At 70.8% G+C, this 13,678-nt stretch carries 14 protein-coding genes; 8 read left to right on the forward strand and 6 right to left on the reverse strand.

Features of this window, described 5'->3' with window-relative positions; translation table 11 throughout:
- Window positions 1-53: 53 nt before the first annotated feature.
- Window positions 54-1,751, forward strand: a complete 1,698-nt coding sequence (locus tag QF035_RS22160) for a penicillin-binding transpeptidase domain-containing protein (protein ID WP_307522213.1) — start codon at window positions 54-56, stop codon at window positions 1,749-1,751.
- A gap of 129 nt (window positions 1,752-1,880) precedes the next feature.
- On the opposite strand, the gene QF035_RS22165 is transcribed toward QF035_RS22160, so the two are convergent.
- Complete coding sequence (locus QF035_RS22165; RefSeq protein WP_307522214.1) at window positions 1,881-2,222, reverse strand: SsgA family sporulation/cell division regulator; 342 nt, start codon at window positions 2,220-2,222, stop codon at window positions 1,881-1,883.
- Window positions 2,223-2,400: 178 nt separating this feature from the next.
- On the opposite strand from QF035_RS22165, the gene QF035_RS22170 reads away from it, so the two are divergent.
- From QF035_RS22170 to QF035_RS22195, 6 genes are all read left to right on the forward strand, one after another.
- Window positions 2,401-3,450 (forward strand): energy-coupling factor ABC transporter permease, encoded by a 1,050-nt coding sequence (locus tag QF035_RS22170; RefSeq protein WP_307522215.1) that lies wholly within the window; start codon window positions 2,401-2,403, stop codon window positions 3,448-3,450.
- Window position 3,451: 1 nt separating this feature from the next.
- Window positions 3,452-4,213 carry a cobalt ECF transporter T component CbiQ gene (cbiQ, locus tag QF035_RS22175; protein ID WP_307522217.1) on the forward strand — a complete coding sequence of 254 codons (762 nt, stop codon included), beginning with the start codon at window positions 3,452-3,454 and terminating at the stop codon, window positions 4,211-4,213.
- Window positions 4,201-4,971, forward strand: coding sequence for an energy-coupling factor ABC transporter ATP-binding protein (locus tag QF035_RS22180; RefSeq protein ID WP_307522218.1), 771 nt, complete (start codon window positions 4,201-4,203; stop codon window positions 4,969-4,971). The genes cbiQ and QF035_RS22180 overlap by 13 nt, the downstream gene beginning before the upstream one ends.
- Window positions 4,972-5,068: 97 nt before the next feature.
- Entirely contained in the window at window positions 5,069-5,500 is a 432-nt protein-coding gene (locus QF035_RS22185; RefSeq protein WP_307531329.1) for a MarR family winged helix-turn-helix transcriptional regulator, read from the forward strand.
- A 102-nt stretch (window positions 5,501-5,602) separates the two neighbouring features.
- Window positions 5,603-6,052, forward strand: coding sequence for an organic hydroperoxide resistance protein (locus QF035_RS22190; RefSeq protein ID WP_269650483.1), 450 nt, complete (start codon window positions 5,603-5,605; stop codon window positions 6,050-6,052).
- Window positions 6,053-6,127: 75 nt separating this feature from the next.
- Complete coding sequence (locus QF035_RS22195; RefSeq protein WP_307522219.1) at window positions 6,128-7,294, forward strand: serine hydrolase domain-containing protein; 1,167 nt, start codon at window positions 6,128-6,130, stop codon at window positions 7,292-7,294.
- 264 nt (window positions 7,295-7,558) lie between these two features.
- Here the strand turns inward: QF035_RS22195 and QF035_RS22200 are convergent, their stop codons facing one another.
- Both QF035_RS22200 and QF035_RS22205 read right to left on the reverse strand, forming a co-directional pair.
- Window positions 7,559-8,404 carry a DMT family transporter gene (locus tag QF035_RS22200; protein WP_269650482.1) on the reverse strand — a complete coding sequence of 282 codons (846 nt, stop codon included), beginning with the start codon at window positions 8,402-8,404 and terminating at the stop codon, window positions 7,559-7,561.
- Complete coding sequence (locus tag QF035_RS22205) at window positions 8,401-8,907, reverse strand: YbaK/EbsC family protein (RefSeq protein ID WP_307522221.1); 507 nt, start codon at window positions 8,905-8,907, stop codon at window positions 8,401-8,403. Before QF035_RS22205 ends, QF035_RS22200 begins: the two co-directional genes overlap by 4 nt.
- Window positions 8,908-9,106: 199 nt before the next feature.
- On the opposite strand from QF035_RS22205, the gene QF035_RS22210 reads away from it, so the two are divergent.
- Window positions 9,107-9,895, forward strand: coding sequence for a class I SAM-dependent methyltransferase (locus QF035_RS22210; protein WP_307522222.1), 789 nt, complete (start codon window positions 9,107-9,109; stop codon window positions 9,893-9,895).
- 22 nt (window positions 9,896-9,917) lie between these two features.
- On the opposite strand, the gene QF035_RS22215 is transcribed toward QF035_RS22210, so the two are convergent.
- The 3 genes from QF035_RS22215 to QF035_RS22225 all read right to left on the reverse strand — a co-directional run bounded on the left by QF035_RS22215 (window position 9,918) and on the right by QF035_RS22225 (window position 13,662).
- The gene (locus QF035_RS22215) at window positions 9,918-10,472 is read right to left on the reverse strand and encodes a cysteine hydrolase family protein (protein ID WP_307522223.1); all 555 of its coding nucleotides are present in this window, start codon (window positions 10,470-10,472) and stop codon (window positions 9,918-9,920) included.
- Window positions 10,473-10,696: 224 nt separating this feature from the next.
- Entirely contained in the window at window positions 10,697-12,928 is a 2,232-nt protein-coding gene (locus QF035_RS22220; protein WP_307522225.1) for an MMPL family transporter, read from the reverse strand.
- A 143-nt stretch (window positions 12,929-13,071) separates the two neighbouring features.
- On the reverse strand, window positions 13,072-13,662 hold the full coding sequence (locus QF035_RS22225; RefSeq protein ID WP_307522227.1) for a TetR/AcrR family transcriptional regulator: 591 nt from the start codon (window positions 13,660-13,662) through the stop codon (window positions 13,072-13,074).
- Window positions 13,663-13,678 lie beyond the last annotated feature (16 nt).

Consider the following 13,678-nt stretch of genomic DNA (forward strand, 5'->3'; position numbering starts at 1 on the left):
GTTCTTGTAGGGGACCGTGAGGTATCCGGGGAAGCAGCGAAGGAACGGAAGCCGTGGGGAACAGAAGGCGCGCGTCTGAGCGCAACAGGACGAAACCCGCCGTCATCGGCGGGATGATCGCCGTTGTCGTGGGCGGCGCGGGGTTCGGTGTCTACGCCCTGTACGGGGGCGGGGCGGCGGCCGACGACTCGAGCTCGGCCTCCGACGCGAAGCCCGTGAAGAAGGGCCCGCTGTCGGCGACCGAGGTGAAGTCGACGGCCACGGCGTTCCTCACGGCCTGGCAGAGCGGCGACGTCACGACCGCCGCGGCCGCCACGAACGACACTGCGGCCGCCCGCACCCTCCTCACCGGTTACGGCAAGGAGGCGTACATCAAGGATGTGACGCTCACCGCCAAGAAGCGCTCCGGGGACGCCGTCCCGTTCTCCGTCAAGGGCACGGTCGCGTACAAGGGCGGCCTGACCAAGCCCCTCGCGTACGAGTCCGAGCTCACCGTCGTCCGTCGCGCCAAGGACGGCAAGCCGCTGGTCGACTGGCACTCCGCGGTCGTGCACCCGGACCTGAAGGACGGCGACAAGCTGGTCACCGGGGAGGCCGGGACGCCACCGGTGAAGGCGCTCGACCGGGACGGCGGCGAGCTGACCACCGCCAAGTACCCCTCGCTCGGCACCGTTCTCGACGGCCTCCGGGAGAAGTTCGGCAAGACGGCGGGCGGCAAGGCGGGCATCGAGCTGCGGGTGATCCGCGCCGAGGCCGAGTCGAAGGACGCCGAGGGCTCCGCCAAGACCTCTTCGGACGAGACCCCCGACAAGACGCTGGTGGAGCTGAGCAAGGGCACCCCGGGCACGGTCCGTACGACGCTCAGCCCGGGCCTCCAGGCGACCGCCGAGCAGCAGGTGGCCAAGAAGGCCAAGTCCTCGGCCGTCGTCATCCGGCCGTCCACCGGCGAGATCCTGGCCGTCGCGAACGCCGGGCACGGCTTCAACACCGCCTTCCAGGGCTCCCTGGCCCCCGGCTCGACGATGAAGATCATCACGGCGTCGCTGCTCATCGACAAGGGCCTCGCGTCGACGAACAAGGAACACCCCTGCCCCAAGTACTCGACGTACGGCGGCTGGAAGTTCCAGAACGACGACAAGTTCGAGATCAAGGGCGGCACGTTCAAGGCGAGCTTCGCGCGCTCCTGCAACACGGCCTTCATCAGTCAGGCCAAGAAGCTGAGTGACGACGACCTGACCAAGCAGGCCCAGCAGGTGTTCGGGCTCGGCATGGACAACTGGGCCATCGGGGTGCCGACCTTCGACGGCTCGGTGCCGGTCCAGTCGCAGGCCCAGATGGCGGCCTCGCTGATCGGCCAGGGCGGGGTCCGGATGAACCCGCTGAACATGGCGTCGGTCGTCGCCACCGCCAAGACGGGCACCTTCCACCAGCCCTACCTGGTGGCCCCGACGGTCGACAAGCGCACCCTCGCGAAGGCGCCCCGCTCGCTGTCGGCCGACACGCAGGCCCAGCTCAAGGAGCTCCTCCAGTACACGGCGGCGGCCGGCACGGCGGCGGACGCCATGGCCGGTCTCGGCCCGGACTTCGGCGCCAAGACCGGCTCCGCGGAGGTCGACGGCCAGAAGAAGCCCAACGGCTGGTTCACCGCCTGGAAGGGCGACCTCGCGGCCGCGGGCGTGGTCCAGCAGGGCGGCCACGGCGGCGAAACGGCCGGCCCGATCGTGGCGGCACTGCTGAAGGCAGGCAGCTGAACCCCGCGCCCCTTAGGGGCGCGGGGAACTGCGCGACCTGGGGGCACCTCCCGGCCGAAGGCTGGGGGACCACAACGGACCAGCAGACGAAACCGCGCCCCCAGCGGATCGCCCCGGCGGAGCGTCCGGTCAGCTGCTGACCGGAGTGGCCGTGTAAGTACGACGCAGGAAGCGGATCAGGGTCCTCGTGTCGAACTGCACGACGTCCACGCCCGTCGGCGAGTGGAACTCCATGACGGCCTGGACCCGCCCGCACGGCCAGATGCGTACGTCACCGGCGGCGGCCGGAGCCCGTAGCCCCTGTTCGAGCAGGTCGCGGGCGAAAACCCACTCATGGTGGCCGGGCAGCATGATGTGCACCCGTCGGGGGTCGGCCTCCGGGTCGTATCGAAGGGCCACCGGGACGGCCGGCGGATCCTGCGCCGCGTCCGTCACGATGTGGGCGCGCGCGTACTGCTCGACGGCGGACATCGATCGCTCCCTCTGTGAGCTGCTCCTTGTTTGAGCTGCTTCCTCTCCAATGTCGCATATTTTCCGAAATACGCTTCCGGATTATTCGAGGTCACCTCGCTCTTGCAAGCTATTCGCATTAAGCCACTATCATCGAACGGTTACAGACAACCGGCCTGCCCCCGGAAGCGGAGCCCTCATGCACGTCCCCGACGGTTTCATCAACGCCCCCGTCTCCGTTGGCGCCGGAGTCGTGGCCGCCGCAGCGGTCGCGGTGAGCCTGCGCGGCGCCCGCCGTGAGCTGGACGAACGCACGGCCCCGCTCGCGGGTCTCGTCGCCGCCTTCATCTTCGCCGTGCAGATGCTCAACTTCCCGGTCGCGGCCGGGACCAGCGGACATCTGCTCGGAGGCGCGCTGGCCGCGATACTCGTGGGCCCCTTCACCGGGGTCCTCTGTGTCTCGGTCGTGCTCCTCATGCAGGGCATCCTCTTCGCGGACGGCGGACTCACCGCGCTCGGCGTGAACATCACGGTCATGGCGGTGGTCACGACGGTGGTGGCGTACACCGTCTTCCGCGGTCTTGTAAAACTCCTGCCCAAGAAGCGTCGATCCATTACCGTCTCGGCGTTCGTGGCCGCCGTGCTCTCCGTGCCGGCCGCCGCCGCGGCCTTCACTCTCGTCTACGCGATCGGCGGCACCACGGACGTCCCGATCGGGCAGGTCCTCACCGCCATGGTCGGCGTCCACGTCCTGATCGGCATCGGTGAGGCCGCGATCACCGCGCTCACGGTCGGCGCCGTCATCGCCGTACGACCGGACCTCGTGTACGGGGCCCGCGGTCTGACCGCGCCGCTGAAGCTGCGCGTCGGCGGGGAGCTGGTGGACACGCCCGCCGCCGAGCCCGTCCCGGTCGCCGCCCGGTCCCATCGCACGGTGTGGCTGGCGGGTCTCGCCGCCTCCCTCGCCCTCGCGGGCTTCGTCAGCTTCTACGCCTCCGCGAACCCCGACGGCCTGGAGAAGGTCGCCGCCGACAAGGGCATCGACGCCAAGGCCGAGGACCACGCCGCCGCCGACTCCCCGCTCGCCGACTACGGCATCGAGGGCCTCACCGACTCCCGGATCTCCGGCGGCCTCGCGGGCGTGATCGGCGTGGGCGTCACCGTCGTCGCGGGCACGGGCGTCTTCTGGGCCGTACGCAAGCGCCGTACGGCCGAGACCTCGCCCTCGCAGGTAGGGGAATCCGTCTGACATGGGCGCAGGACACGCGCACCGGCTCTACCGGCACGGGCACTCGCCCGTGCACGCCCTGCCGCCGCACACCAAACTGGCCGCCGTCTTCGCCTTCGTGCTGGTCGTCGTGTCGACCCCGCGCGAGGCGATGTGGGCGTTCGGGCTGTACGCGCTGCTGCTGGGAGCAGTGGCGTACGCGGCCCGCGTCCCGGCCGGCTTTCTGCTGAAGCGGCTGCTGATCGAGGTGCCGTTCGTGGCGTTCGCGGTGCTGATGCCGTTCGTGGCGCAGGGCGAGCGTGTGGAGGTACTCGGCCTCTCGTTGAGCGTGAACGGTCTGTGGGGCGCCTGGAACGTACTGGCCAAGGGCACGCTCGGCGTCGCCGCGTCCGTGCTGCTCGCCTCGACGACCGAACTGCGCGAACTGCTGCTGGGGCTCCAGCGGTTGAAGCTCCCGCCGCTCCTCGTACAGATCGCGTCCTTCATGATCCGTTACGGGGACGTCATCGCGGACGAGATGCGGCGCATGAAGATCGCGCGGGAGTCGCGCGGCTTCGAGGCCCGCGGTGTCCGGTCCTGGGGCGTCCTCGCCAAGTCCGCGGGCGCGCTCTTCATCCGCTCGTACGAACGCGGGGAGCGGGTGCATCTCGCCATGGTCAGCCGGGGGTACGCCGGTTCGATGCCGGTCATCGACGAGGTGACCGCGTCCCGGGCGCAGTGGTCGTACGCGCTCGCCCTGCCGTCCGCCGCCCTCGTCGTGTGTCTGTTGGGATGGACTCTGTGACCGCTGCTACTGCCCCCTCCCTGGAAGTCTCCGGGCTCGCCTTCGCGTACCCCGACGGGCATCAGGCTCTGTTCGGCGTCGACTTCACCGTCGGCCGCGGTGAGCGCGTGGCGCTGCTCGGGCCGAACGGCGCCGGCAAGACGACCCTCGTACTGCACCTCAACGGCATCCTGACCGGCGGCGCCGGGACCGTGACGGTCGCCGGGCTGCCCGTAGGCCGGAAGCACATGGCGGAGATCCGGCGGAAGGTCGGCATCGTCTTCCAGGACCCGGACGACCAGCTGTTCATGCCGAGCGTGCGTGAGGACGTGGCTTTCGGGCCCGCGGCCGCCGGGCTCAAGGGTCCCGAGCTGGAGGCGCGGGTGCGCACGGCGCTGGAGCGGGTCGGGATGGAGGCCTTCGCCGACCGCCCGCCGCACCACCTCTCCTTCGGGCAGCGGCGCCGGGTGGCGGTCGCGACCGTCCTCGCGATGGAGCCGGAGATCCTGGTCCTCGACGAGCCGTCGTCCAACCTCGACCCCGCCTCGCGGCGCGAACTCGCCGACATCCTGCGGTCGTTGGACGTGACCGTGCTCATGGTCACGCACGATCTGCCGTACGCCCTCGAACTGTGCCCGCGTGCCCTGATCCTCAGCGACGGCGTGATCGCGGCGGACGGCAGGACCGGCGAGTTGCTGTCGGACGACGGACTGATGCGGGAGCACCGCCTGGAGTTGCCGTTCGGCTTCGACCCGCGCTCCGTGACCATGGGCGCGTGACAATGGGCGCGTGACGAACGAAGAGGGTCCGACGGCGGATTCGCCCGACGAGAGTCCAGCCGCGGGTTCGCCCGACGAGTGCGCGCCGGCCGGTTCGCTGCTGCTCGACGACCAGTTGTGCTTCGCGCTGTACGCGGCTCAGCGTGCCGTGACCGGCGCGTACCGTCCGCTGCTCGAAGCGCTCGGGCTCACCTATCCGCAGTACCTGGTCATGCTCGTCCTCTGGGAGCGCGGGAAGCTCACCGTCAAGGAGCTTGCCGGGACCCTGCGGCTCGACTACGGGACCATGTCGCCGCTGCTCAAACGCCTGGAGTCGGCCGGTCTTGTCCGCCGGGAGCGTTCCGCGCTGGACGAGCGGTCGGTGCTGGTCGCGGTCACCGGGCGGGGCGAGGAGCTGCGGGAGCGCGCGGAGTGCGTGCCGTCGGCGCTGCTGGCCGGGACGCGGCTGACGGCGGACGAGGTGGCGCGGCTGCGCGCGGACCTCCGGCGGCTGACCTCGATGTTACCGGCGGTTTCTACCCCCAAGTAATAAGTGGCCGGAATCGATGGATACATTGTGTGCGATGTGTTTGTGCACTCTGTTTCTGCACTCTGATTCCGCGTTCTCGCGTGCCTGGGGGTGAGGCGATCCATGACCGACGCCGCTGTTGACCTCGACAGCCGTCCCACGAAGATCATGTACGTGGCCGAGGCCACCGCACACGGGGGCCGCGAAGGGTATGTGACCAGCCAGGACGGCCAGCTGGAGCTGAAGGTCGCGATGCCTCCGGCGCTTGGCGGCGACGGTGACGGCACCAACCCGGAGCAGTTGTTCGCGGCCGGCTTCAGCTCCTGCTTCCACAACGCGCTGGTCCTGGTCGGCCGCCGCGAGGGCTTCGACCTGTCCGGTTCCACGGTCGCGGCGAAGGTCGGGATCGGCCCCAACAAGCAACGCGGGTACGGCCTCGCGGTCGCCCTGAGCGTCTCGCTGCCCGTCCTCGACCAGGACGTCGCGTCCAAGCTCGTGGACGCCGCCCACCAGGTCTGCCCGTACTCGAACGCGACACGCGGCAACATCGAGGTCACGATTCTGTTGGGCTGACGCGGCACCGGAATCGCGGGCAGTGTGTGGGTGTTGCATCCACTGGCTGTGGAGCGAACGGAACGGAGCACGGACGTGGACGTGAACGGCACTGTGGCCGAGGGCTTCGAGCCGGTCAGGGAAGCGTTCGTACGGAACTTCGAGGTGCTCGGGGACCGGGGTGCGGCCGTCGCCGTGTACCGGGACGGGCGCCTGGTCGTGGACCTGTGGGCCGGCACGAAGGACGTCGACGGTACGGCGGACTCGGCGCCCTGGGAGCGCGGCACCGCCCAGATCGTGCGCTCGGCCACCAAGGGCGTCGCCGCGGCCGCGCTCCTTCTGCTGCACCAGCGCGGGCTGCTGGACCTGGACGCTCCCGTGGGCGAGTACTGGCCCGAGTTCAAGGCGGTGGGCAAGGAGCGGGTGCTCGTACGGCACGTGCTGTCGCACCGGGCCGGACTGCCCGTCCTGGACCGGCCGCTGACCCCCGAGGAGGCGCTGGACCCCCTCCGCGGTGCCGAGGCGGTCGCACGCCAGGCCCTCGTGTGGGAGCCGGGCACCGATCACGGCTACCACGCGCTGACGTACGGCTGGCTGCTCGGCGAACTGGTGCGGCGCGTCACCGGCCGCGGTGTCGGGGACTGGATCGCCGAGGAGATCGCCGGGCCGGTGGGCGCGGATCTGTGGGTCGGGCTGCCCGCCGCGGAGGCGGGCCGGGTGGGTCGGGCCGGCCGGGTCGAGGCGCCGGGGAACGCCGGGGGGCTGCGGTCGCGTCCGAAGCGGTCGGTTGCCGAGGCGTACGACGATCCGGCCTCCCTGACGCGTCGGGCCTTCGCCGCGATCACTCCGTTTCCCGACCAGAACGACCCGGCGTACCGGGCGGCGGCGCTTCCCGCGACGAACGGGATCGCTACGGCGGAGGGGCTGGCCCGCTTCTACGCGTCCCTGGTGGGTGAAGTGGGCGGCGGGCCGCGGCTGTTCACTCCCCGGACGCTGGCGGCGGCCCGGGCCGAGGAGTCCGCGGGGCTGGACCGGATCCTGGTGATCAACACCCGCTTCGGCCTCGGCTACATGCTCCATGGCTCGGCCTCGCCCTTCCTGGACGCCGGTTCCTTCGGCCACCCGGGCCGCGGCGGCTCCCTCGGCTTCGCCGACCCCGAGTCGGGCATCGCCTTCGGCTACGTCACGAACGGCTTCAGCAAGACGGTGACGGCGGATGCGCGGGCGCAGGCGCTGGTACGAGGCCTCAGGGCCTCGCTGTAGGGGGTGCCACTGGCGGTCCGGTGTTGTCTGCGGGCCGCATTGGGCTGGTCGCGCAGTTCCCCGCGCCCCTGGGTGAGCGGGGGCTCATGTTGTGGATTCGCTGTCGGCCGGGTTGGGCTTGGCGCGCAGTTCCCCGCGCCCCTGAAAGACTCGGGGCGTAGCCCCGCCTTTAGGGGCGCGGGGAACTGCGCGGTCAACCCCCGCCGGCCCGCGGCCAACCCACGACGCCAGACACCCACCCCCACCGGGGCCCGGGCCGCAGGTTCACGCGGCGTGGAGCATCAGGCCGATGCCCACCACCAGGAGGCCCGCCGCGGCGATGCGTGGTGCGCCGAACCGTTCCTTGAAGAAGACCGCTCCTATGGCCGCGCCGACGATGATGGACGACTCCCTGAGCGCCGCGATCGGCGCCAGTTCCGCCTTCGTCTGGGCCCAGAGGACCAGGCCGTAGGCGGCGACCGAGAGGGCGGCGCCCAGGAGGCCGACGGCTGCGAAGGGGCGTAGGACGGTGAGCAGGTCGCCGCGCCAGCGGTACAGGGCGTATGCCGGGACCGCCACGCCCTCCACGGCCATCAGCCAGGCGATGTAGGAGAGGGAGGAGCCGGAGGCGCGTACGCCGAGGCCGTCGACGACCGTGTACGCGGCGATCGACAGGCCCGTCGCCAGCGCGGCGCCGATCGCGGCCCAGTTGGGCCGGCGTCCCCGCAGGCCCCACAGCGCGACGCCGGTCAGCCCGGCGCAGGACACCGCGATGCCCGCCGACGCCCACCCGTCGGGGACCTCGTGGGCGAAGACGGCGGCCAGCGCGGTCACGACCAGCGGGGCGGTGCCTCGCGCGATCGGGTACGCCTGGCCGAAGTCGCCGAGCCGGAAGGACTTCATCAGCAGCACGTAGTACACGACGTGGATGACCGCCGAGGCGATCAGATACGGCCACGCCCCCGCCGCCGGGAACGGCACGAACGGCACCATCGCCAGCCCGATCAGCATCCCGCCGCCCGCGATCAGCGTGAACCCGACCAGCTTGTCGGTGATCTGGTGGGCGATGGCGTTCCAGCTCGCGTGTGTGACCGCGGCGAGCAGGACGGCGGCGGTGACCAGCGGGGTCACGCGGTCTGCTCGCGGACGTCCACCAGGGTGCCGCCCGCGTGGGCGATCAGGGTCTTCGGGTCCATGGGGAACACGGTGTGCGGGGTGCCGGCGGCGGCCCACACCGTGTCGTGGTCCAGCAGCGAGCGGTCCGCCAGGACACGGGTCCTGGTCCGGTGTCCGAAGGGCGGCACGCCACCGATCGCGTACCCCGTGGTCTCCCTGACCAGCTCCGCCCTGGCCCGGGTGACCTTCTCGGCGCCCAGCTCCCGGCGGACGAGTTCGAGGTCGACCCGGGACGCGCCGTCCATCAGCACCAGCACCGGCACGCCGTCCGCCGCGAAGATCAGCGACTTGCAGATCTGGCTCAGCTCGCACCCGATCGCCTCGGCGGCCTCGACGGCGGTACGGGCGCCGTCCGGGAAGCGGCGGATCCGCGGGTGCAGATCGTCGAGACCCAGCTCGCTCAGGGCTTCGGCGAAACGGGGGTGTGCTCCGGACTCTTCAGCTGCGCTCGTCGTCATGCACGGCACGCTAGCGGTGGGTGTACGGGACACGCGAACGAGTTCCACGGCGGCGCACTCCCCGGCCGGGGCGCACACCTGAAAGCCCCGCGTTCACGTCACCCGTCCCGCTCTGCCGCCGTGCCGTCGGGCGCCGCGACGGCGACGATGGAACCGCCGTGTGCGAGGAAGCGCCGTGCGTGAAGGAGAGGCCTCCCCCATGTCCCGCTGTGCGTTCGACAACAGCGCCGACCAGGCCCAGGGCCGCTTCCACGCGCTGGAGTCCTCCTACGACCCGTTCTCCCGTCGCCAGGTGGAGCTGACCGGGATCGCCCGGGGCCGGCGGTGCCTGGAGGTCGGCGGAGGGGGCGGCTCGCTGGGCGACTGGCTCGGCGAACAGGTCGGCCCGGACGGCGAGGTCACCATCACGGACCTCGACCTGCGGTGGGCGGAGTCCCGCCCCCGGCCGTCGCACGTACGCCTCCTGCGGCACGACGTCGTCCAGGACCCGCTGCCCGCCGACGGCTACGACCTGGTGCACGCCCGGCTGGTGCTGCAGCACCTGCCGGAGCGGCTGGACGTTCTGGCGCGGCTCGCGGGGGCGCTGCGACCCGGCGGGTGGCTGGTGCTGGAGGAGTTCGACATCAGCTGGACCCCCGTGCCGGCCGCCCCCGACGAGGAGGCGGCCACCCTCTTCGAACGCGTCCACACCGCCCTGCGGGTCCAGTTGGAGAAGGCGGGCCTCGACCCCGTGTGGGGCCGCCGGGTACCCGGCGCGATGCTGGGTGCCGGTCTCGCGGACGTCACGGCGACGGCGTACGCGGAGTCGTGGGCGGGTGGCGGTACACGCATCGGCCTGCACCGGGTCAACGCGCAGCAGATGGCCGACCGGCTGCGGGCGGAGGGGCTCACGGACGGCGAACTGGACCGCTTCCAGGCCCTGTTGGCGGACCCGGCGTTCGTGGTCAACTCCTTGCCGCTCGTCAGCACGCGGGGCCGCCGCCCTTAGGGATTGTCGGACAGGCCCTGCCTCAGTCGCTGAACGTCACATCCTTCGTCTCCACCACCCCGGCCTTGCGCTCCGGTGCCGACTGCTCCTGCCAGTACAGGTTCGTGTGCGCGATGACCTGCTCGGGCGGCGGGGCACCCCACTGGCTCAGGTCCTCCGTCGTGTGGGCGTCGCCGACGAGTGTCACGTCGTAGCCCCGTACGAACGCGCCGTGGATCGTGGAGCGGATGCAGGCGTCCGTCTGGGCGCCGGTGACCACCAGGTGTCCGACGCCGGCTCCGGCCAGTACGTCCTCCAGGTCGGTGCCCTCGAAGGAGTCGCCGTACGTCTTGTGCACCAGTGGTTCCGATTCCCGGCGGGGCAGCTCGGCGACGAACTCCCAGTCCTCGCTGCCCTTCTCCAGGCCCTCGTCGGAGTGCTGGACCCAGACGACCGGGGCGCCCTGGGCGCGTGCCGTGTCGACGAGGGCGGCGATGTTCGCGACCACCGTGTCGCGCTGGTGGGCGCCGGCCACGACGCCCTTCTGGACGTCGATCACCATCAGAGCCGTACGGGGTCGTTCGGAGAGAGTCGTCATGCCCCCAACGCTAGACCGCACCACTGACAACCGCCCCGGCCCGGCGTACCGCGCACACCCGCGGCACACATGAAGCCGGTGAGGGCCGCCCGTCCCCACGGAGCCCTCACCGGCTGGTCCTTCACGGGAGCCGGCACGTCACCTGCGCGTCAGCCACACATGTCAGCCGCACATCGGTCGCGTACCGGATCCCGGTTCCTGAGGCGCGTACCGCCTCCCGGTTCTCAGACGCGCACCAGCTCCCGGTCCTCGTCGGAGCCGGAGCCCGAGTCCTTCGTCCGGTCGTCGAGGGCCCGCAGGCCCTCGCCCTCGACGTCGACGTTCGGCAGGGCGCGGTCCAGCCACTTCGGCAGCCACCAGGCCTTCTTGCCGAGCAGTGCGAGGACCGCCGGGACGATCGCCATACGGACGACGAAGGCGTCGAAGAAGACGGCGATCGCGAGGCCGAAGCCGATCATCTTGATCATGGACTCGCTGGAGCTGATGAAGCCTCCGAAGACGGCCATCATGATGATCGCGGCGGCGACCACGACCCGGGCGCTGTGCCGGAAGCCGGTCACCACGGCCTGGCTCGGCGTCTCGCCGTGGACGAACGCCTCCCGCATGCGGGTCACGAGGAACACCTCGTAGTCCATCGCGAGACCGAAGACCACGCCCACCATGAAGATCGGCATCATCGACATGATCGGGCCGGTCTCCTCGACACCGATCAGGCCGGAGAACCAGCCCCACTGGAAGACCGCGACCACTGCGCCGAGCGCGGCGAGCACGCTGAGCAGGAAGCCGAGGGCCGCCTTCAGCGGGACCAGGATGGAGCGGAAGACCACGATCAGGAGCAGGAAGGCGAGACCGACCACCAGCGCCAGGTACGGGACCAGCGCGTCGTTCAGCTTCTGCGAGAAGTCGATGTTCATCGCGGTGGTGCCGGTGACCAGCACCTCCGCGTCCGTGTCGGCCTTGAAGTCGGAACCCTTGTCACGGATGGCATGCACCAGGTCCTCGGTCTGTGTCGAGGACGGCTTGGAGTTCGGGATCACGGTGATCGTCGCGGTGTCGCCGGCCTTGTTGGGCGCCGGCGGGGTGACCGTCACGACGTCCTTGAGGCCCTTGATCCCGTCGGCCACGTCACCGAAGGCGGCCGTCGGGTCGTCGCTGTCCTTGGCGTCGACCACGATCATCAGCGGGCCGTTGAAGCCGGGGCCGAAGCCCTCCGACAGCGTGTCGTACGCGCGGCGCTGGGTCGTGGACGTCGGCTGCGAGCCGTCGTCGGGCAGGCCCAGTTCCAGCTGGGTGGCGGGCAGGGCGATCGCGCCCAGACCGACCACGCCGAGCACCAGCACGGCGACCGGACGGCGGATGACGAAGCTCGCCCAGCGGGTGCCCATGTTGGGCTTGGCCTGCTTCTCGGACGTGGCGGCGTCGGACGCCTTGCGCCTCTTCTCGCCGGCGGGCCGGATCTTCCTGCCCGCGTATCCGAGCATCGCCGGGATCATGGTCAGCGCGATGAGGACGGCGATGACGACCGTGCCCGCCGCCGCGAGGCCCATCTTGGTGAGCATCGGGACGTTGACGACGGCGAGGCCCGCGAGGGCGATCACGACCGTGAGACCCGCGAAGACCACCGCCGAGCCGGCGGTGCCGGTGGCGCGGCCCACCGCCTCCTCGCGGTCGCGGCCCTCAGCCAGTTCGTTCCGGTAGCGGGAGACGATGAAGAGCGCGTAGTCGATGCCGACCGCGAGGCCGATCATCAGGGCGAGCGTGGAGGTGGTGTCGCCGAGGTCGAGCGCCTTGGCGAGGGCGGTGATGGTGGAGACGCCGATGCCCACGCCGATGATCGCCGTCAGCAGCGGCAGTCCGGCCGCGACCAGCGAGCCGAGGGTGATGACGAGGACGACCGCGGCGATGGCGATGCCGACGATCTCGCCGACCGCTCCCGGTTCGGCGCCGGCCTCCAGCGCGTCGCCTCCGACGTCGACGGTCAGCCCGGCCGACCGGGCGTCGTCACCAGCGGCTTCCAGGGACTCCCTGGTCGAGTCCGCCAGCTCCATGCCGGGGACCTTGTACTTCACCGAGGTGTAGGCGACCGTTCCGTCCTTGCTCACCGCGTTCGTCGTGAACGGGTCCGTGACGGAGACGACTTCGGTGCCGCCGCCCAGCTCCTTGACGGTCTTCGCGACGGTCGCCTTGTTGTCGGCGTCCGTCATCTTCTGGCCGTCGGGCGCCTTGAAGACGATGCGTCCGGTGGCTCCGTCGGCGCTGGCGCCGGGGAACCGCTGTTCCAGCAGGTCGAAGGCCTTCTGCGCCTCGGTGCCGGGGATCGAGAAGGAGGTGGTTCCGGCGGCGGGTGCGCTCGCCGCTCCGACGCCCGCGAGCGTCAGCAGCGCCACCCATATCAGTGCGACGAAATGCCGTCGCCGGAAGGCGAGTCGGCCGAGGTTGTAGAGGAACGTGGCCACGAGGGCGTACTCCCGGTCAGGTCGGTGATGGCAGGGCGTGAGTCATCGGCCCGACGACGTGAGCGGTCGCGTCAGGTGCAACTGGGGTCGTGCGTAAGGGGATTGAGCCTCGGGGCAGGAGGCTCGGGGAATCGAGGGACGGATCAGGCGCTGAGGGCGGGGATCACCACAGCGTCGATGTACGAGGCGACGAAGGCCTGGGTCGGTGGCGCCTCGTCGATCAGCGTCCGCGCCACGAAGGCGCCGATGATCATGTGCAGCACGTAGTCGATCGCCGGGTTGTCCGGACGGACCTCGCCGCGGTCGACGGCACGCTGCACCACCCGACGCATCTCCGCCAGCTCCGGCTCGATCAGCCATTCGCGGAGGGCGGCCAGCAGCTCGGGGTTCGTGTGAGCCGCGGTGCCGAGGACTCGCATCAGCGCGGAGTCCTGTTCCATCTGGCAGTCGTCCTGGCGGTGTGTGAGCGCCCGGAAGTCGCCTCGCAGGGTTCCGGTGTCGACCGCCGCGAGATCGACCGGCTTGTGATGCCGGATCGCCCTCGCGACCAGTTCGGCCTTGCCGCCCCACTGGCGGTAGAGCGTGGCCTTGCTGGACCGGGTGCGGGTGGCGACGGCGTCCATGGTCAGGGAGTCGTAACCGACCTCACGGAGCAGGTCGAGCACGGCCTCGTACAGCTCGGCCTCGCGCTCGGGCGTGATCCGGCTGCGACGCGTCGTTGCTGTCTCAGCCATGCCACTCACCATTCCC

The sequence above is a fragment of the Streptomyces umbrinus genome (genome assembly GCF_030817415.1).
Taxonomy (GTDB): Bacteria; Actinomycetota; Actinomycetes; order Streptomycetales; family Streptomycetaceae; genus Streptomyces; species Streptomyces umbrinus_A.